14 protein-coding genes are annotated in these 17,968 nt (G+C 74.9%); 12 read left to right on the forward strand and 2 right to left on the reverse strand.

Annotation, left to right across the window (positions count from 1 at the left end; genetic code table 11):
* Positions 1 to 24: 24 nt before the first annotated feature.
* The gene (locus ACFU9E_RS07920) at positions 25 to 786 is read right to left on the reverse strand and encodes an SDR family NAD(P)-dependent oxidoreductase (RefSeq protein ID WP_380687867.1); all 762 of its coding nucleotides are present in this window, start codon (positions 784 to 786) and stop codon (positions 25 to 27) included.
* 190 nt (positions 787 to 976) lie between these two features.
* On the opposite strand from ACFU9E_RS07920, the gene ACFU9E_RS07925 reads away from it, so the two are divergent.
* Positions 977 to 1,774, forward strand: a complete 798-nt coding sequence (locus ACFU9E_RS07925) for an alpha/beta fold hydrolase (RefSeq protein ID WP_380687869.1) — start codon at positions 977 to 979, stop codon at positions 1,772 to 1,774.
* Positions 1,775 to 1,792: 18 nt separating this feature from the next.
* Here the strand turns inward: ACFU9E_RS07925 and ACFU9E_RS07930 are convergent, their stop codons facing one another.
* A complete protein-coding gene (locus ACFU9E_RS07930) occupies positions 1,793 to 2,422 on the reverse strand; it encodes a TetR family transcriptional regulator (protein WP_380714843.1) in 630 nt (209 codons plus the stop codon).
* A gap of 307 nt (positions 2,423 to 2,729) precedes the next feature.
* Here ACFU9E_RS07930 and ACFU9E_RS07935 point away from each other — a divergent pair, with 307 nt between their 5' ends.
* The 11 genes from ACFU9E_RS07935 to ACFU9E_RS07985 are packed head-to-tail and all read left to right on the forward strand — an operon-like array spanning position 2,730 to position 17,916.
* Positions 2,730 to 4,577: a phage tail sheath family protein gene (locus ACFU9E_RS07935; RefSeq protein WP_380687873.1), complete on the forward strand. Its 1,848-nt coding sequence runs from the start codon at positions 2,730 to 2,732 to the stop codon at positions 4,575 to 4,577.
* A gap of 7 nt (positions 4,578 to 4,584) precedes the next feature.
* Positions 4,585 to 5,109: a phage tail protein gene (locus tag ACFU9E_RS07940; RefSeq protein WP_355363257.1), complete on the forward strand. Its 525-nt coding sequence runs from the start codon at positions 4,585 to 4,587 to the stop codon at positions 5,107 to 5,109.
* Positions 5,110 to 5,124: 15 nt separating this feature from the next.
* Positions 5,125 to 5,856: a hypothetical protein gene (locus ACFU9E_RS07945; RefSeq protein WP_380687875.1), complete on the forward strand. Its 732-nt coding sequence runs from the start codon at positions 5,125 to 5,127 to the stop codon at positions 5,854 to 5,856.
* Entirely contained in the window at positions 5,849 to 6,592 is a 744-nt protein-coding gene (locus ACFU9E_RS07950) for a hypothetical protein (RefSeq protein ID WP_380714845.1), read from the forward strand. Before ACFU9E_RS07945 ends, ACFU9E_RS07950 begins: the two co-directional genes overlap by 8 nt.
* Before the next feature lie 16 nt (positions 6,593 to 6,608).
* Entirely contained in the window at positions 6,609 to 7,877 is a 1,269-nt protein-coding gene (locus tag ACFU9E_RS07955; RefSeq protein ID WP_380688594.1) for a DUF4255 domain-containing protein, read from the forward strand.
* Positions 7,878 to 7,897: 20 nt separating this feature from the next.
* Positions 7,898 to 9,934, forward strand: coding sequence for an ATP-binding protein (locus ACFU9E_RS07960; RefSeq protein WP_380688592.1), 2,037 nt, complete (start codon positions 7,898 to 7,900; stop codon positions 9,932 to 9,934).
* On the forward strand, positions 9,925 to 10,314 hold the full coding sequence (locus ACFU9E_RS07965) for a hypothetical protein (RefSeq protein ID WP_380688590.1): 390 nt from the start codon (positions 9,925 to 9,927) through the stop codon (positions 10,312 to 10,314). The genes ACFU9E_RS07960 and ACFU9E_RS07965 overlap by 10 nt, the downstream gene beginning before the upstream one ends.
* On the forward strand, positions 10,311 to 16,274 hold the full coding sequence (locus tag ACFU9E_RS07970; RefSeq protein ID WP_380714846.1) for a DUF4157 domain-containing protein: 5,964 nt from the start codon (positions 10,311 to 10,313) through the stop codon (positions 16,272 to 16,274). Before ACFU9E_RS07965 ends, ACFU9E_RS07970 begins: the two co-directional genes overlap by 4 nt.
* A gap of 12 nt (positions 16,275 to 16,286) precedes the next feature.
* Positions 16,287 to 16,895, forward strand: a complete 609-nt coding sequence (locus ACFU9E_RS07975; RefSeq protein WP_380679670.1) for a HEAT repeat domain-containing protein — start codon at positions 16,287 to 16,289, stop codon at positions 16,893 to 16,895.
* Positions 16,892 to 17,539, forward strand: coding sequence for a hypothetical protein (locus tag ACFU9E_RS07980; RefSeq protein WP_380679769.1), 648 nt, complete (start codon positions 16,892 to 16,894; stop codon positions 17,537 to 17,539). The genes ACFU9E_RS07975 and ACFU9E_RS07980 overlap by 4 nt, the downstream gene beginning before the upstream one ends.
* Complete coding sequence (locus tag ACFU9E_RS07985) at positions 17,536 to 17,916, forward strand: LysM peptidoglycan-binding domain-containing protein (RefSeq protein WP_380679673.1); 381 nt, start codon at positions 17,536 to 17,538, stop codon at positions 17,914 to 17,916. The genes ACFU9E_RS07980 and ACFU9E_RS07985 overlap by 4 nt, the downstream gene beginning before the upstream one ends.
* Positions 17,917 to 17,968 lie beyond the last annotated feature (52 nt).

A 17,968-nucleotide genomic window follows, 5' to 3' on the forward strand; every position in this document is an offset into this window, starting at 1 on the left:
GCGTCCGGGCACGGCTCCCCCTTCTCAGCGCGGGCCCATCCGCATGGCGCCGTCGATCCTGATGGTCTCGCCGTTGAGCATCGGGTTCGCCACGATGTGCAGCGCCAGGGCCGCGAACTCGTCCGGGTCGCCGAGCCGCGCGGGATGCGGGACCTGGTCGCCGACCGAGGACTTCGCCTCCGCGGACAGCGCGCTGAGCATGGGGGTGTCGAACACCCCCGGCGCGACGGTGACCACCCGGATCTTCAGCGGCGCGAGGTCCCGGGCGGCCGGCAGGGTCAGGCCCACCAGCCCGCTCTTGGCGGCGGCGTACCCGGCCTGGCCCACCTGCCCGTCGAATGCCGCGATCGAGGCGGTATTGACGACGACCCCGCGTTCCCCGTCCGATTCCGCGTTCCGGGACATCCGGTCGGCGGCCAGCCGGAGCAGATTGAACGCGCCCACCAGATTGACCGTGACCATCCGCTGGAACTCCGCGAGCGGATAGGGGCCGCTTTTCCCGACGATTTTCACGGCATTCGTCGCACCCGCGCAATTCACCACCACCCGCAGCGGGCCGAGCGCCTCGGCGACGTCCAGCGCGCCCGCCAGCTCCGCCTCGCCGGTGATGTCGGCCGCCGCGAAGACCGCCCGATCGCCCAGTTCACGGGCCACCTGCGGGCCCCGCGCACCAGGCCGGCCGACGATGACCACCCGGGCGCCGGCCGCCACCAGCCGCCGGGCCGTGGCCAGCCCCAGGCCCGAAGTGCCCCCGGCGACCAGGGCGACGCTCTCTGCGATCTGCACGCTGCTGCTTCCTCTCCCGAATTCCGGTTCGCACGCTCTCGTGACGCGACGACCTGACGGCGCGTCGGTGTCCGATGGTAATTGCGAATCCGGCCGGAATCCCTTTGCACAGCGTTTGATCAATCCGTCCGAATCGACCGGAGCGGTCGCATCCGGACCCGTCCCCACTCCCCCGAAGGAAAGGTGCCTCATGTTCCGTCAGACCCGCGAGCCCGGCCTCTGGACCGCCGGCCCCGACGACGGCCGCCCGCTGGTGCTCGTGCACGGCATCCGGCTGTCCGCGCACATGTGGCTGCCGGTCGCCGACCGGCTGGCCGACCGGTACCGGATCACCGCGTGCGACCTGCCGGGCCACGGCGCCCTGGACGACCGCCCGTTCACCCTCGAAGGAACGGTCGAGCGGATCGCGGCCGCCGTCGCCGAGGCGACCCGCTCCACCGGCCGCCGTCCGGTCGTCGCCGGGAGCTCGCTCGGCGGCTTCGCCGCCCTCGCCTACGGTGCCTCGGAACACGGCGGCGCGGTGGGCCTGTTCGCGCACGGCGCCACGCTCCGGACCGACGGTCCGCTGCTGCTCCCGCACCGGGCCGCCGCCCTGGTCCAGCGCGGGCTCGGCGAACGGTGGTCGCTCCGGCTCAACCGGGCCGCCCTGCGGCGCCGACTGCCGGCGGAGAGCTACCGGGCGATCATGGCGGGCGGACTGTCGGAGCGCGGGTTCGGCAAGGCGATCGCCGTGATCTCCCGCACGGACATGCTGTCGACGATCTCCCGCGTCCGCACTCCGCTGATCCTCGCCAACGGCCTCGGCGACCCGCTGTTCCGGCTCCAGGAGCGGCGCTTCCTGGACCGCGTCCGCGGTGCCGGCACCCCGGCGCGGCTGGTGCACGTCCCGGGGCCGCACCTGCTCCCGCTGACCGACCCCGACGTGTTCGGCCGCGTCCTCGACCGAGGGTGCGCCGAGCTGGCGGCGGCGGAGGAGCCGGGCGCGTGAACCCGGCTCAGGCCCCGTTCACGCCTCGGTCGCGCCGTCCGCGCCGCCCGCGCCGCCTGCGCCGTCCACGCCGGCGATGTAGGCCGCGATGTCGGCGATGTCCCGGGCGGCGACCGGCACCGGTACGGAGGGGGCCATGATGTGACTGATCGTCAGCCGGACGGCGGCGTCGACCATCAGCCGCCGCCGCTCCGGAGCCACCTGCGGCCACGCCCGGTCGACGTAGCCGGCGATCAGCGCGTAGGTGCAGTCGAAGACGCTCTCGGAGCGCGTCGTGAGCGGCGTCAGAAGCGCCCGGTCCCCGCCGACCGCGCTGCTGACCGCCCCGTTCAGCAGCGGGTTCCCGGCCGCGAACCGCAGGGCGAACCCCACCCCCTCGGCGGCGCTCTCCCGCAGGTCGTCCGGGTGCTTGCTCAACTCGTCGACGATGCCGCCCAGGAAGCGCTCGATCTCCCGCGCGACGAGTTCCTCCCCCACCGCGTCCAGGGAGGGGAAGTGGTCGTGCACCACCGCCCGGCCGACCTCGGCCGCCTTGGCGATGTGCGTCAACCGCAGCTTGGCCCAGCCGTGTTCGACCACCAGGTCGTAGGCCGCGTCGAGCAGCTGATTCCGAAGCGGCGAGCGGGCGGTGTCAGTCACGTCTTCCATAGCGCCCTCACGCTAAGGCATGGGCCACGGCCGTGACGACTCCACCCGGTCACGAGCGCACGACAACGGCAACTGCGCCGGAGCGAAGGGCGCATGTGCCCGGCGCGGGCGGCCCGGCCGAGGATTTGCGGAGCAGGCAATTCCACAATCCCAGATAATAAGCAAAGTAATACAATTACCCTCCCCCATAAAAGCCTTGACGAATAGCCCGCCCCCTATGAAACTGGGCCTGCCGTCAACGCACCAGGAACGCCCGGGGCGCCATTTTCCCCGAGTCTCTTGATGCACGAAGGGAACGGAGGGGGAATTGCCGACGACACCGACCTACCCCGGCGTCTACATCGAAGAGCTTCCCAGTGGCGTCCGCACCATCGCCGCGGTGAGCACCTCGGTGACCGCCTTCGTCGGGGCCACCCGGCGCGGCCCGCTCGACCAGCCCGTCACCGTCACGAGCTTCGCGGACTTCGAGCGCCGTTTCGGCGGGCTCGCGAGCCAGAGCCCGGTCAGCTACGCCGTCCAGCAGTTCTTCCTCAACGGCGGCTCGATCGGGGTCGTGGTGCGGGTCGCGGCGGCCGGCACCGGCGGCGCGGCGGTCGTCACGCTCGACTCGACGCAGACCTCCACCGCCACCCCGGCCCTGGAGGTCACGGCCGTCGAACCGGGCGCCTGGGGCGCGGCGCTGCGGGTCGCCGTGGACTACCGGACGCCGACCCCGGCCGACACCTTCAACCTCCAGGTCCTGGACACCTCCGGCGCCGTCCAGGAGTCCTTCGCGGACCTGTCGGTCCGGGCCGCCGACCCCCGGTTCGCCGAGACGGTGGTGAACGACGGCTCGGCGGTCGTCCGGGTCAAGGTCCTGGCGGAGAGCCGGCCGGACCCGGTGGGCACCGTCTCCAAGCCCTTCGCGGCCACCCTGCCGGACCTCACCCACCCGATCCAGGTCAAGATCGGCGACGTCTCGCGCACCGTCACCATCCACGACCCGGCCGCGGACGGCCCCGCACCCACCAGCGTCACCGAACTCGCCCTGCTGCTGGAGCGCAAGCTTCGCGCCCTGCCCGACGCCCCGGGCCGGCGGGCCTTCGCGGGCACCCGGGTGAGCGTGTTCGGCCGGCGGCTCCAGGTCGTCGCCGGCTCCACCGACCCGGCCGACGTGGTCCGCTTCCTCGGCGAGGCCGCCAACAACCTGGGGCTGGAGGGCTCGGTCAGCCCGCCGGTCCTCGCCCTCACCGGCGGGCTGGACGGCGCACCCCCCGGCCTGACCGACCTGATCGGCAGCGAGGCCGCCAAGACCGGCATCCAGGCCCTGCGCGACGTCCAGGACGTCAACCTGCTGGTACTGCCGGAACTCGCCGGGTACGCCGACGTGGACGACGCGGTCACGGTCGTCTCGGCCGCCCAGGCGCTCTGCGTGGAGAAGCGGATGTTCCTGATCGTCGACTCCCCGCAGGCGTGGACGACGCTGGACGCCGCCCGGGCCGGGCTGTCCGCCTTCGACTCGGTGCGCAGCGACCACGCGGCGCTGTACTTCCCGCACCTGGAGCTGGTCGATCCGCTCACCGGCCGGCTGCGTGCCTTCCCGCCCTCGGGCACCATCGCCGGCGTGATGGCGCGCACCGACGGCCAGCGGGGAGTGTGGAAGGCCCCGGCGGGCACCGAGGCCGGTCTGCCCGGGGTGCGCGCGCTGACCGTTCCGCTGACCGACCGGGAGAACGGCCTGCTGAACCCGCTCGCGGTGAACTGCCTGCGGACCTTCCCGGTGGTGGGCCCGGTGGCGTGGGGCGCCCGGACGATGGCCGGGGCCGACGTGCTCGGCTCGCAGTGGAAGTACGTCCCGGTGCGGCGCCTCGCGCTGATGCTGGAGGAGAGCCTCTACCGGGGCACCAAGTGGGTGGTGTTCGAACCCAACGACGAGCGGCTGTGGGCCCAGATCCGGCTGAACGTGGGCGCGTTCCTGCACTCGCTGTTCCAGCAGGGCGCGTTCCAGGGCACGTCCGCGCGCTCGGCCTATTTCGTCAAGTGCGACCGGGACACCACCACGCAGGACGACATCAATCGCGGTGTGGTGAACGTCGTGGTCGGATTCGCGCCGCTCAAACCCGCGGAATTCGTGATCGTCAAGATCGAGCAGCTCGCCGGACAGTTCGAGGTTTAGGATCTCCATGGTCGAGTTCACCGTCAATCCGCATCGCTTCGATCCGTACAAGAACTTCAAATTCCTGGTCGTGTGGGACGGCCGGATCGTCGCCGGCATCAGCAAGGTCAGTCCGCTCAAGCGCACCACCGAGGTGGTGAAGCACCGCAGCGGGGGCGATTCGAGCGCGCCGCGGAAGTCGCCGGGCCGCACCGACTTCGAGGCGGTCACCCTGGAGCGCGGTGTCACCCACGACCCGGAGTTCGACCGCTGGGCCAACAAGGTCTGGATGGTCGGCGCGGGCCGCGGGGCGGAGGTCTCGCTGCGGGACTTCCGCAAGGACCTGGTGATCCAGGTGCTCAACGAGGCCGGTCAGGTGGCGGTCGCCCACAAGCTGTACCGCGCCTGGCCGAGCGAGTACCAGGTGCTCGGCGAACTCGACGCCAACGCCAACGCGGTGGCGATCCAGAGCCTCAAGCTGGAGGTGGAGGGCTGGGAGCGGGACGAGGAGACGCCCGAACCGGAAGAGCCGTCGTTCCAGCAACCGGCCTGAGCGGCGGTCCGGCTCATGGAACTCATCGGGCAGGCGGCCCTGTTGGCCGCCTGGGAGGCCGGGCAGACGGTCGGCCGCACCGGGCGGGCCCTGCTGCTGCACACCGTCGCCCGGCCCGGCGCCGGGGCGGAGGAACTGCTGGCCGTACCGCTCGGCGAGCGGGACGCCGAACTGTTCGGACTGCGCACCGAGCTGTTCGGCGACCAGCTCACCATGCGGCTCGGCTGCCCGGGCTGCTCGGAGGAGATGGAGTTCACCTTCGACGCCGGATGGGTGGCCGGTGCCGCGCGGCCGGCGCCCGGGCCGCTGCGGGTGGAGCTGGACGGCTGGCGGGTCGGCTTCCGGCCGGCCACCCCCGCCGACCTGGCCGCCGCCGAGCAGGCCCCGGCCGGCCGGGCCAGGGCCGTGCTGCTGGAGCGGTGCGTGCTGACCGCCGAGCACGGCGGGGAGCCGGTGGCGGCGCGGCAGCTCCCCGAGCCGGTGCAGCGGCGGATGGCCGAGGCCGCTGCCGCCGCCGACCCCTGCGCGGACGTGCGGCTGAACCTCGGCTGCCCCGAGTGCGGGCGGCAGACCCTCGCCGAACTGGACATCGCCTCCTACCTCTGGGAGGAGCTGGACGACTGGGCCCGGGCCACCCTGCTCGACGTCCATCTGCTGGCCACCGCCTACGGCTGGAGCGAGCCGGAGATCCTCGCGCTCAGCCCGCTGCGGCGCCGCTACTACCTGGAGCTGTGTGCAGATGCCTGACCACTTCGACCGCCTGGTGGCCAAGGGCGCCCCGGGCCGGGACCACGCCGGGGCCGAGGCTGGAGCCGGGGCCGGAGCCGGCGTGCGGGTACGGCCGCGCCTGCTGGGGCCTTACGAACGGATCGAGACGCTCGGACCGGCGCTGCCGGGCGCGGACGGGGAGCCGGTCGCCCCGGGCCTGCCGGACGGGCGGCCCGCTCCCGCGCCGCTCCCCCGGTCCGCGACACCGCGTCCGGCTCCGGTCGGGGAAACGCCCACGGCAGCGGTCGGCGCCGACCGCCCGGCCGCCGCGCCCGCCCTTCCGCTGCCGCGCACACCGCTGCTGCTCGCGCCGCCGATCGCCCCCGCCACCGCGCGGGCCGACGGGCCACCGCCACGGGCGGAGACCGCCCGCCCGGCGGCCCCGGCAGCGGTCACCGCGGTGCCCGTCGCCGCACCGCACCGCACGGTCGCGGCCGAGCCGCCGGCCGGGGCGCCGCCCGCACCCGGACGGCCCGCCGTCGCGCCGGCGTCCGGACGGCGGGCCGCCGCGGTCGCCGCCCCGGGACACGCGTCCGGGAACGGAGCCGGCGCCCGCCCTCGGCCGCGGCCGATCGAACGGGTGGTGCGGGTGCGGATCGGGCGGGTCGAGGTCAGGGCCGCCGAACGCGCCCAGGCCGAACCGCGCAAGCCGGCCACGGCCCGCCCGGCCCCGGCCCTCGGCCTGGACACCTACCTCACCCGGGAGCCCTCATGACCGAGCGGGCGGGCCCATGAGCAACCACCTCGCCATCGCCACCGTGAGCGAGGCGCTGCGGCTGCTCATCATCCGCGCGCTCTCGCCCGACATCCCGTTCGCGGTCGAGGTCGGCACCCGCAAACCGCCGAGCGAGCCGCCGACCGACCCGGCCATCACCGTTTTCCTCTACCAGGTCACGCCCAACGCCTCGCTGCGCAACCTCGACGCGCCCACCCGCACGACGGACGGCACCCTGCTGACCCGGCCGACCGCCGCCCTCGACCTGCACTACCTGATCAGCTGCTACGGCGAGGAGTCCCAGCTGGTCGGCCAGCGGCTGCTCGGCTGCGTGGTCCGGGCGCTGACCGAACAGCCGGTGCTGTCCCGGCAGTTGATCGACGAGGCGGCCGCCCAGCCGTACCTGGTGGGAGCGGACCTGGCCGCTTCGCCGCAGCGGGTGCGCTTCACGGCCGCGTCGATGGACGTCGACGAGCTGTCCAAGCTGTGGACCGCGCTGTTCCAGACGCCGTTCGCACTGTCCGTCGCCTACCAGGCCACCGCCGTCCTGGTGGAGGGCAGGACCGATCCGGTGGCCGGCAAGCCCGTGCTGCGCCGTACCGTGCGGGCCGTGCCGTCCCGCGGGCCGGTCGTCGAGCGGGTGCTCTCCCGGCCGGCCGGGTCCCGGGGCACCCCTGAGGAGGGACCGGTGACCAAGGACCGGGAGCTGGTGGTGGACGGCTCCGGCCTGCGCGCGGACCTGGTGGTGGTCCGGCTGGGCGAGCGACGGGTGACGGTCGACCCGGGCGCCGTCCGGGACGACCGGCTGGTGCTGGCCGTCCCGGACGGCCTGCCGCCCGGTGTCCACCAGGTGCAGGTGCTGCACGGACTGGCGCTGGACGGCCGGCCCGCCACCGAGCACCTCGCCGTGGAGTCCAACGCGCAGACCTTCGCCCGGCAGCCGCGGATCCTGGCGCCGATCGGCACGGCGGACCGCGTCGGCGGACCGGCCGGGGTCTCGGCCCGGCTGGACGTCCGGCTGGACCTGCCGCTCCGGGACGACCAGCACGTCCTGCTGCTGCTGGACGAGCTGCACCCACCCGCCGGGCGGGCCGGGGCGAGCCACCAGTTCCGCGCGCCCGCGCCGCCGGGGCCGCGCACCGACCCGTTCGAGGTCCGGGTGCCGGTCACCGGCCTCCGCCCCACGGTGTACCTGGCCCGGGTGCAGGTGGACGGCGTGCCCAGCGAATTGACGGTGGACGGGGACGGGTCCTTCACCGGACCCGTCGTGGATCTGACGCACTGACCGGGGGACGGGGGGACACGATGAGCACGCGCCGAGGACAGGGCCACGACGGCCCGGCGGACGAGCCGCACCGGCGGTCGCTGTCGGCCGCGGTCACGGCCGTGCTGGAACGGGTCGACGCGCACGCGGCGGGCCGCACCGGTCGGCGGCCGAGCGGTACGGCCGGGACAGACAGGGCGGGCGGAGCGGCGAGGGCCACCGGTGCGGCCGGGGCGGCCGACGGCCACCGCGGCGGGCAGCCACCGCCCGTCACGGCCCTGGACGCGCTCACCGCCTCCTTCGGCCTCACCCCGTTCGAACGCGACCTCCTCGTCCTGGCTGCCGCCCCCGCGATCGACCCCACCGCCGCCGCCCGGTGCGCCGCGGCGAGCGGCGACCCCGGGCGCGCGTACCCGACCTTCTCGCTCGCCCTGGCCGCCCTGGACCGACCGCACTGGAGCGCGCTCACCCCGGTCGGCCCGCTGCGCCGCTTCCGGCTGGCCGAGCCGGAGGACGAGACGGCGCTCACCACCTCCCGGCTGCGGATCGACGAGCGGGTGCTGCACTTCCTGGTCGGTGTGCCCTACCTGGACGTGCGGTTGCACGGACTGCTCACCCGGGTCGGCCCGCCCGGCCAACTGCCCGGCCCGCACGAGCGGTGCGCCGCCGAACTGGCGCGGACGTGGACCGCGGCCGGGCCGGACGGGCCGCACGGACCGCCGCACGGCGAACTGACCGGCGCCGACCGCCGCACCCGCTGGGAGATCGCGGCGGCGGCGGCCCACCGCGCCGGGCTCGGCCTCTACGCCGCGCACCGCGAGGACCTGCCCACCGAGCCCGCCGAACGCGAGCGACTCGCCCGACTGTGGCAGCGGGAGGCGATCCTGATCCCGGCCGCCCTGCTGGTGGAGGGTGCGGAGCCGGGCCGGGAACGCCCGCACAGCCCGAACGGCGTGGAGTCCTTCCTCGCGGGCCTCACCGTTCCGCTGGTCGTGTCCGGCGACGAGCCCCCGTCCGCCGGGGCGTCCGACCGTCCCCGGCTGACCGTGCCCCCGCTCGGCCCCGAGGACCAGCTGGCGATCTGGACCACCGCCCTGGACGGCGCGCCGGGGATCACCGAGGGCGAACTCCGCTCGCTGGCCGCCCAGTTCTCACTGCCCGGCCATGTGATCCGCTCCGCCGCGGCGACGGCCCGGCGGGCGGCCGGCAACGGCCGGGACATCAGCCCGCTGGCGTGGCACGCCGGACTGGTGGAAGCCCGGATGTCCCTCGACGGGCTGGGCCGACGGGTCGAGCCGCGCGCCGGCTGGGAGGACCTGGTACTGGAGGAGTGCCGGCGCGCGACACTGCGCGAGATCGTCGCCCATGTCCGCCGACGCGGCACGGTCTACCAGGAGTGGGGCTTCGAAGCGGTGCTGCGCCACGGCCTCGGCGTCACCGCGCTGTTCGCCGGCGGGTCGGGCACCGGAAAGACGCTGGCGGCCGAGGTGGTGGCCGGGCAGCTCGGGGTGGACCTGTTCGTCATCGACCTCTCCCAGGTCGTCAGCAAGTACATCGGCGAGACCGAGAAGAACCTCCGACGGGTCTTCGACGCGGCCGAACGCGGCGGCGCGCTGCTGCTGTTCGACGAGGCCGACGCGCTGTTCGGCAAGCGCGGCGAGGTCAGGGACAGCCATGACCGCTACGCCAACCTGGAGGTCAGCTACCTGCTGATGCGGATGGAGGCCTACCGGGGCCTGGCGGTGCTCACCACCAACATGAAGAAGGCGCTGGACCCGGCGTTCATGAGACGGATCAGGTTCGTGGTCGACTTCCCGTTCCCCGGGGTGCCGGAGCGCGCCGAGATCTGGCGGCGGGTCATCCCCGCGCGGACCCCCAGCCAGGGCGTGGACCCGGAGCTGCTCGCCCAGCTCACCGTGACCGGCGGTTCCATCCGCAACATCGCGCTGTCCGCCGCCTTCCAGGCCGCCGACGAGGACTGTCCGCTCCAGATGCGGCACCTGCTGGCCGCCGCGCGCACCGAGTACCTGAAGCTGGAGCGCCCGTTGACGCCCTCGGAGGTCGGCGGATGGATCTGACCGAGGGGCGACGGGAGCGCGGCACCGGGCGTGGAGGTGCCGGACGTGACAGCGCCCGACGTGACAACACTGGGCGCGACAGCACCGGGCGCGGGACCGCCGGACGGATCGAGGTCGAGATCGGCGAGCTGGTCCTGGACGGCTTCGCGGGAATCGACCACGACCGGCTGACGACGGCGTTCCGGAGCGAACTGGCCCGTCTGGTCGCGGCCCGCGGCGTGCCGCTCGCGGCCGGCGGTGACCGCGCGCTGGACCGGCTCGCCGGGCTGCCGCCGCTGCCCGCGGGCGTCTGCGCGCGACGGCTCGGCGAGGCGCTCGCCCGCGCCGTGCACAACGGACTGTCGGGCGGCGGCCGGCCCATGGGACGGGGGCGGCCATGACACGACCCGCCGCGACGGCAGCCACCGCCGCCACCTCGAAGAACTCCGAGCGGGGTACGGAGCGGAAGCGGACGCGGACGCCGAACTCCCGGACGCCGGAGCCGAAGGAGATCGTCTCCGGCGCCGGCCAGCCGCTCGACCCGGGTCTGCGCCGGGTGCTGGAGGCGCGGCTCGGACACGACCTCAGCCGGGTCCGGGTGCACACCGACCGGGACTCCGCCGCGCTGACCGAACTGCTCGGCGCGGACGCCGTCGCCGTCGGCCAGGACCTCTTCTTCGGCGAGGGCAAGTACCGGCCGGCCGCCGAGGACGGCCGACGGCTGCTCACCCATGAGCTGCTGCACACCGTCCAGGCCCCGAACCCGCTCGGCGCGCTGCGGGCCGGCCGCGACCTGGGCGCGGTCAGTCTGCCGCAGGACCCGATCGAACGGGAGGCGGAGCACGGCGCGCGCGACGACCGGCCGACGGCGGCCACGCCGGGTGCCACACCGGGCGCCACGCCGGGCTGGCTCCGCTACGCGACCGTCGACGCCGATCGGTTCCGCACCGAGCGGCTCGATCCGGCGACCCTCGTCGACCGGCTGGCGGCCGGCATCCTGCGCTCGCTGCGCGGCGACCCGACCGACTCCTCCGGCCGGGTCAGGCTGCAACTCGCACGCTTCGCCCCCGAGTTGCAGGCCTCGGTACTCGACCGGCTGGCGGACCGGCTGCCCTCCTCCGACTACACCCGGGTGCTGGAGCTGGTCGAGGCCGCCGAGCACCGCCCGGCCGAGGTGGACGGCGCGCAGACGCCCGCGCCGGTCACCGAGGCCACCGAGGCGACCAGCGAGCCGACCGAGGCGACCGAGCCGACCGCCGAACCCGGGCAGGAGCAGGAGCAGGAGCAGGACCGACCGCCGGAGCAGCAGGGCAAGCAGTCGGCACCACCCCTGGAGGGCGGGGCCGACCAGGCCCCGCCGAACGCTCAGCCGGCGGAGCAACCCACGGCCGCCCCCGAAGCAGCACCCGAGGCAGCACCCGAAGCGACACCGGCAGCGGCACCGCCGGCGCCCGCCCCGGCGGAGGAGTCCCCCCCGCCGCAGGCCCTCCCCGTCACCGAGCCGCCCGAAGCCGCGCAGCCGGACGCCGCCACCCAGCCCTCGGCGGGTACCACGCCGCGCGAGCCCGCCGCCGTGCCGCCACCGCAGCCGGCGCCCGTCCGGCCCGAGCGCCTGGACGCGATCGTGCAGGCCCCTGACAGTCCGCTCGTCCGGCACGGGCTGCTGGCGGGCGACCGCCCGCAGGAGGAGGTCCGGGACGAGGAACGGCCGCTGGGCATGGAGCCCGGCGCGGACGCCGAGGTCCAGGTCGCCCCCGGCGAGGAGCAGGGCGGCCGGGCACCGTCGGCCGCCGACGGGCCGGAGCTGCGGCCCGGGGACTTCCTGCCCTCCTCGGACCTCGATCTGTCCGCCGTCCCGACCCTCGATCGGATCCCGCCGTCGGCCGACGGCATGGCGGCCGTCGACGACGAAGCCCCGTCGTTCCCGGAGCCCCCCGCGACCAGGGCCGAGGAGGTCCAGGACGAGCGTGGCAGCCGGCCGGAGACCGACGAGGAGCCCGTGCAGGCCGAGGCCGAGGACCGGGGTGATCGCGACCTCCAGCCGGAACGGCCGGTCGCGCAGGAGGTCGGCCCCGATCCCGCGTCGGACGGGGGCCCGGACGAGGGCCCGGCCGCCGAGCCCGCCGCCCCTGAGCAGCGGGAGCAACCCGAGCCGGGGCAGGAACAGCGGCAGGACCGGCGGCCGGAAACCGAGGAGCCGCGCGAGCCCGAGCCGGGCACCCCGCAGCGCACCGCCGCTCCCGCCGCCCCCACCGCGGCCGGTCCGGTCGGCGGCGAGGGCCCGACCGGAACCGCCGACGCCCCGGACCGCGCACCCGAGGCAGCACCCGACACCGCGCCGCCTACGGCCCCCGGTCCGGCGGCCGAGCAGACCGACCCCCCGGCCGACCTCGCCGCCGGTCCAGCCCCGGACGCCTCCCTGGAGTCCGGCGGCGGCGCCTGCGCGGGCCCGCAGCAGCCGACCACCGAGGCGGAGCCCGACACCACCGGCGCGGGAGCCGGCGGCTGCGCGGCCGGGGGCGGCACGGCCGGCGCCGCGGCCCCGGCCAAGCAGGAGGAGGCACCGGCCCCGCCCGACGTCTCCGCCCAGGACCCGCAGAGCGCGCTCGCCACCGCCGCGAGCCTGCCGCCCGATCGGATGGCCACCGCGCTGGACGGCGTGGACGGCTCGGTGGACCGCACGGTCGGTGAGCAGCACGCCCGGCTGCAGGCGGACCCGCCCGCCGTCCAGCGGCCGTCGGGAGCCCCGCGGACCCAGTCCGGCACGCCCGAGGCCGCGCCGCCCGCGGAGGCGGTGACGGAGCGGCTGGAGCGGGTCGGCCCGCCGGACACCGAGCGCGCCCGGCAGGAGGCCGAGCGGAAGCGGGTCGAGGGCCCGAACCCCGCCGAGCGGGTCGCCCCGCCCCATGTCACCGACGACGCGGGCGGCCAGGTGTCCCCGCAGGAGGTGCAGCAGGTTCAGGGCGCGGTCGACGGCGTGCCCTCGACCGACCCGGCGCTGAACACCACGGTCGGCCCGGCGCCCCGGGTCGAACTGTCCGGCGAGAGCGACCCGGTGCGGACCGATCTGCAGACGGCGAAGCTGAAGGACGGTTCCGCCAGGATCCTCGGTGTCGGCCGGGAGGACGCCGCCAAGCCGATGGGCGAGGACCGGATCTACCCGGACGTGCCGAAGGAGACCCTCACCGCCTCGGTGCCGGGTGCCGGCCGAACGCGCGGAGGCGCCCGCACCGGCGGAGCCGTCGACGCCGGCCCGGGCATCGGCCTGGTGACCCGGCAGGAGCGCGGCCCGCAGATCGAGGCCGCGGTCGGCCAGGGCCGGAGCCGGCTGGGCTCCGAACAGACCCGGCAGAAGCAGGGCGAGGCCGAGGCGCGCCGGCGGAACCAGGCCGAGATCGACCAGGAGGTGGCCGACAACGCCCGGACGCAGGCCGGCGAGCGGGGCGACGCCGCGGAGAAGGTCACCGCCGAGCGCGAGCAGTGGCGCACCGAGCAGGACCGGAAGGTCGCCGGAGCGGACCGGGACGCCGACGCGGAGCACCGGGACCGGACCGGCCGGATCGAGGGCAGGCGCACCCAGGCCGACAAGGACGTCCGGGACCGTCAGCAGCAGGACAACCGGAAGATCCAGGACAAGCGGAAGGAGGCCGAGGAGAAGGCGCGGCAGGAGAAGGAGCGCAAGAAGGAGGAGTCCGAGGGCTGGTGGGGCTGGGTCAAGTCCAAGGTCAAGGCGGCCTTCGACGCGCTGGTCCAAGCGGTGACCAGGGTCTTCGACTACTTCCGCGGTCTGATCAACGACATCATCGACGGCTTCCGCACGTTCGCCCACTGGGCGATCGACCAGGCGCGGAAGTTCGTGGTCGAGCTGATCGACAAGCTCGCGGACGCGCTGATCGCGATCTGCGACGTCCTGTTGGCGGCCTTTCCGGACCTGCGGGACCGGTTCCGCCGGAAGATCGAGGAGTGGCGCGACCGGGCCGTCGCCAAGGTCAACGCGTGGGCGGACAGGCTCAGGAACGCCGTCGACGGCCTGCTCGACACGCTGGCGGCCGGGCTGAACGCGCTGCTGGACACGCTGGAGGCCGGGCTGAAGGCCGCGATCGAGGCGGTCCGCAGGACCGTGCTGGACGCGATCGACTTCGTGCGGAAGGCGATCGCGGTGTTCGGCGAGTTCGCCGTCCTGATCGGCGACGTCGCCGCCGACCCGGGCGGGTGGCTGCGCAAGCTCGGCACCGCCGCGGTCGACGGCATCCGGCTGCACCTGTGGGGGGCGATCAAGCGGGCGGTCAAGCAGTGGTTCGACGAGAAGGTGGAGTCGGTCGTCGGTCTGACCTCCACCCTGGTCAACGTCCTGGTCAAGGGCTGTGTCTCGATGGCCCGGATCGGCCGGATGGCCTGGCAGGCGATCGTGGCCGCGCTGCCCGGGATGATCGTCTCGATCGTCATCGAGAAGCTGGTGTCGCTGATCGTGCCGGCCGCGGGTGCGGTCATGGCGATCATCCAGGGTCTGGTCGCGGCGTGGAACACCGTCAGCAGGATCGTCGCCGCGATCGGGAGGTTCGTCGCCTTCCTCAAGGCGGTCAGGTCCGGATCGGCCGCCTGCCTGTTCGCCGACGCGGTCGCCTCGGGCGTGGTCGCGCTGCTGGACTTCATCTCCAATTTCCTGCTCGGCAAGCTCAAGGGAGCCGGCAAGGCGGTCGGCACCCGGCTCAGGGGGATCGCCCAGCGGATCCTGAAGGGTCTGGCCAGGGCCGGCCGGGGCGCCCGCCGAGCGGCCGGACGCGCCGTCAACCGGGCCCGGGAGACGCTGCGCCGGGCCACCCGCTCGCTGCGCCGCCGCCCCGCCCCCGCCCGCGCGGCCCGGCCGCTGCCCGACCGGGCCCACCCCGCCCCGCGTGTCGACCGACGCGCGCAACACCCCGCCCCCGCCACCGGACGCCCGCGCCGCGAGACCGCCCGTCCGCGGTCCGCCGCGCCCCGCCGCCCCGGCTCGGCGGTCGGCCGCGCGCTGGACGCCTCCCGCCGGACGGTCCGGGCCGCCCTCACCCGTGTCCGCGGCGCCGCTCGCGCCCTCGGCCGCAAGCTCCTCGGCAGCCGGCTGGGCCGCGCCCTCACCAACGGCGCCCACCGGATCCGCGACGGCTACCGCAAGCAGCGTGACCGGCTGCGCGACTGGCAGAGCAGGCGCCGGCAGCAGCGCGCCGAGCGCCGCGCTCGCGAGAACTCGCCCCAGGCGAAGCAGCAGCGCCTGGACCTGATCGTCGCCCGCATCCGTCCGCGGATCCAACGCCTGCTGGCCCGGGGCGTCCCGCAGCCGGTGCTCGGGTCGGTCCTGGCCGGGATGCGGGCCTGGTACCGGCTGACCGGGCTGTCCGAGGTGGGCAGTCCGGCCTTCACCGTCGAGGCGCTGCTCAACCCCAAGGAAGCGGTCGGGGGCGGCTTCGAGCTGACGGCGGAGGAGGTCCGCGCGATCATCCGCACGCAGGCCCAGGGCCTCCTGGAACGGGCCGACGTGATCGCGGTCGCGACGCACATGCGGATCCTCAAGTACCGGGCCGGGGCGGCCGCCGGGGACCAGGAGCTGCGGACGCAGGGGCGGAAGGACATTCCCGGCGTCGTCCGGTACCTGCGCAACCGCGGCACGGACCTCGAACTCTCGGCCGCGCAGGGCGGTCCGCTCACCCTCCCGCCGTACAGGCTCCGCTGGGGAAAGGTGGACCGCTACCTGGTCGGCCCGGAGGGCGGACCGGTCAGCGAACAGCAGTGGGCGGGCGCCTTCAACCAGATCACCAGGGGGGTCGGCAAGTACCCCGAGATCCCGACCGATCTGACCCGCGTCGGTCTGACCGACATGAACTTCGCCATGGCGCTGCGGGCGTACAGCACCAACAAGCGACTGCCCCCGTCGTTCACGCCGGAGCAGCAGGAGCTGGTCCGCAACGCGCACTGGCTGCTGTTCGTCCGGGAGTCCGTCCGGAATCCCGCCAACCTCGGCTTCGCGGCCATGACGACCGATCTGCTGGCCCGCGGGCCGGGGGCCGGCGGCTTCGACCGGGACCAGGCGTTCGCCGGGCACGAGGGCAAACGCCTGGGCAACCGGGGGCTGTTCCCGATGTCGATGGAGGGCGCCGCGGCTGCGGCGGCCGGTCTCGAACAGGAGGAGGCGGGCCAGCGGACGTACCTGAAGAGCTCGGTGGCCGAACGCGCCGAGCTGCGGCTCCGCGAGGTGGAGCTCGGGGAGGCCTGGGCGAAGGCCCGCACCGGTGGCCGGGGGATCCTGGCCGCGACGGAGGCCGAGACCGTCAAGAAGGGCGAGGCCCTCGTCCGCCAGTTCCTGCGTCAGTTCTACGGCCTGAGATAAGAGGAAGACCCCATGACCCGATCGTTCACCCGCCTGGTCCTCAGGCCCGAGTTCGGCGAGCACGACTTCAAGCTGGTCGTCTGGGACCTCTTCTGGGACCTCCTCGACCTCGGACGGCAGGAGGACGGCGCCGTCGTCGACAGCTGGCTCACCCCGGACGGCGGCGCCGAGGTGCACTACGTCGACGACCGGATCACCGGCATGCGGTACGTCACGATCCGGGGCGACGGCGCGGCGGAGGCGGAGGCGGAGCTGCGGCCGCGCTGCCGGGTGTGGACGCTCGACGAGGCCCTGAGCGCGCTGCGCGAGGCGTCCGACCGGAACGAGCAGACCGAGGGGAGCGAGGAGACCGACCGCAACGACCGGCTGGTCGCGCTCTACGCCGCCGCACTGACCGCCGAGGGCCCGGAGGACCGGTCGGTGGTCGAGGCGTTCGCCGCCGCCGCCCGGGACGGCGATCCGGGGATCCGCCAGGCGGTGGTGGTCGCGACCGGGTACCTCCCCTGGCCCGGCCTGGTGGCCCTGGTGGAGGAGCTGAGCCGGACGGACCCGGTGGACCACGTCCGGCACAACGCGAGGGTCCTGCTGGAGGGGCTGGCCCGGACGGAAGGCGATTCCTGATGCCCTACACGGACGCCCCCAGGCCCGTGCGGTCGGGGCTGGTCATCGTCGATCCGCAGCGCGGCACACCGCAGCGGATCGTCGTGCTGCAGTTCAACCCGGACAGTCTGGAGCGCTCGCTGGCCCCGCAGGTGGGGGGCGCCGACGGCGGCGGGGACCGGACGGAGGCCCTGCGGCTCAAGGGACCGGCCGTGGAGACCTGGAAGTTCACCGCGGAGCTGGACGCGACCGACCAGCTGGACGTACCGGCCCCGAACGGCATCCATCCGCAGCTGGCCACGCTGGAGCTGCTGGTTCAGCCGCCCAGTGCGCGGCTGCGGAGCAACCAGGCGCTCGCGGCGGTCGGCACCCTGGAGATCACCCCGATCGAGGCCCCGCTCACCCTGTTCACCTGGGGCGGCAAGCGGATCCTGCCGGTGCGGCTGACCGAACTCACCATCACCGAGGAGGCGTTCGACATCGATCTGAACCCGATCAGGGCCACCGTCGCCATCGGCCTGCGCGTGCTGACCGTCAGCGACCTGCCGACCGGCCACCGCGGGGCCGAGCTCTACCTCGCGCACCTGGCGCAGCAGGAGCGGCTGGTCGCCGGCGCGGCCGACGGCCGGCTGAGCGCGCTCGGCCTGGGCGGAGGACTGCGATGACCCCGACGCCTCCGAGGACCTCGTCGACCCCCGACGACCCGTTCGCCGCGCTGCCCGCGTCCTCGTCCTACCCGCTGACCAGCCGCTACCACGGCGTCCCGGTGGCGCTGTACACGGCACCGGACGGACGGCAGGTGCCGTACCTGACCCGGCGGCTGCTGCCGCCCACGGACGGCCTGACCCCGCTCGCCGAGCACACCGTCGGCGCCGGCGACCGCCTCGACCTGCTCGCCCAGCGCTACCTCGGCGGCGCCGACCAGTGGTGGCGGATCGCCGACGCCAACCCGGCGATCGATCCCCGGGAGCTGACCTCGACACCGGGCCGGCGGATCACCGTCGCGCTGCCCGGCGCCGTACCGGGGGTGGGCCGTGCCTGACGCCCCGGCCGTCACGGGGAACGGGCCGGTCGGGTCGATCCGGCTCGGCCTG

The sequence above is a fragment of the Kitasatospora sp. NPDC057595 genome (assembly GCF_042800875.1).
Classification (GTDB): Bacteria; Actinomycetota; Actinomycetes; order Streptomycetales; family Streptomycetaceae; genus Kitasatospora.

Bases quoted from the DNA above. Each gene is read 5' to 3' on its own strand.
- ACFU9E_RS07970 (WP_380714846.1), top strand. From the start codon at position 10,311: ATGACACGACCCGCCGCGACGGCAGCCACCGCCGCCACCTCGAAGAAC.
- ACFU9E_RS07975 (WP_380679670.1), top strand. From the start codon at position 16,287: ATGACCCGATCGTTCACCCGCCTGGTCCTCAGGCCCGAGTTCGGCGAG.
- ACFU9E_RS07950 (WP_380714845.1), top strand. From the start codon at position 5,849: ATGCCTGACCACTTCGACCGCCTGGTGGCCAAGGGCGCCCCGGGCCGG.
- ACFU9E_RS07930 (WP_380714843.1), bottom strand. From the start codon at position 2,422: ATGGAAGACGTGACTGACACCGCCCGCTCGCCGCTTCGGAATCAGCTG.
- ACFU9E_RS07925 (WP_380687869.1), top strand. From the start codon at position 977: ATGTTCCGTCAGACCCGCGAGCCCGGCCTCTGGACCGCCGGCCCCGAC.
- ACFU9E_RS07955 (WP_380688594.1), top strand. From the start codon at position 6,609: ATGAGCAACCACCTCGCCATCGCCACCGTGAGCGAGGCGCTGCGGCTG.
- ACFU9E_RS07985 (WP_380679673.1), top strand. From the start codon at position 17,536: ATGACCCCGACGCCTCCGAGGACCTCGTCGACCCCCGACGACCCGTTC.
- ACFU9E_RS07960 (WP_380688592.1), top strand. From the start codon at position 7,898: ATGAGCACGCGCCGAGGACAGGGCCACGACGGCCCGGCGGACGAGCCG.
- ACFU9E_RS07945 (WP_380687875.1), top strand. From the start codon at position 5,125: ATGGAACTCATCGGGCAGGCGGCCCTGTTGGCCGCCTGGGAGGCCGGG.
- ACFU9E_RS07965 (WP_380688590.1), top strand. From the start codon at position 9,925: ATGGATCTGACCGAGGGGCGACGGGAGCGCGGCACCGGGCGTGGAGGT.
- ACFU9E_RS07940 (WP_355363257.1), top strand. From the start codon at position 4,585: ATGGTCGAGTTCACCGTCAATCCGCATCGCTTCGATCCGTACAAGAAC.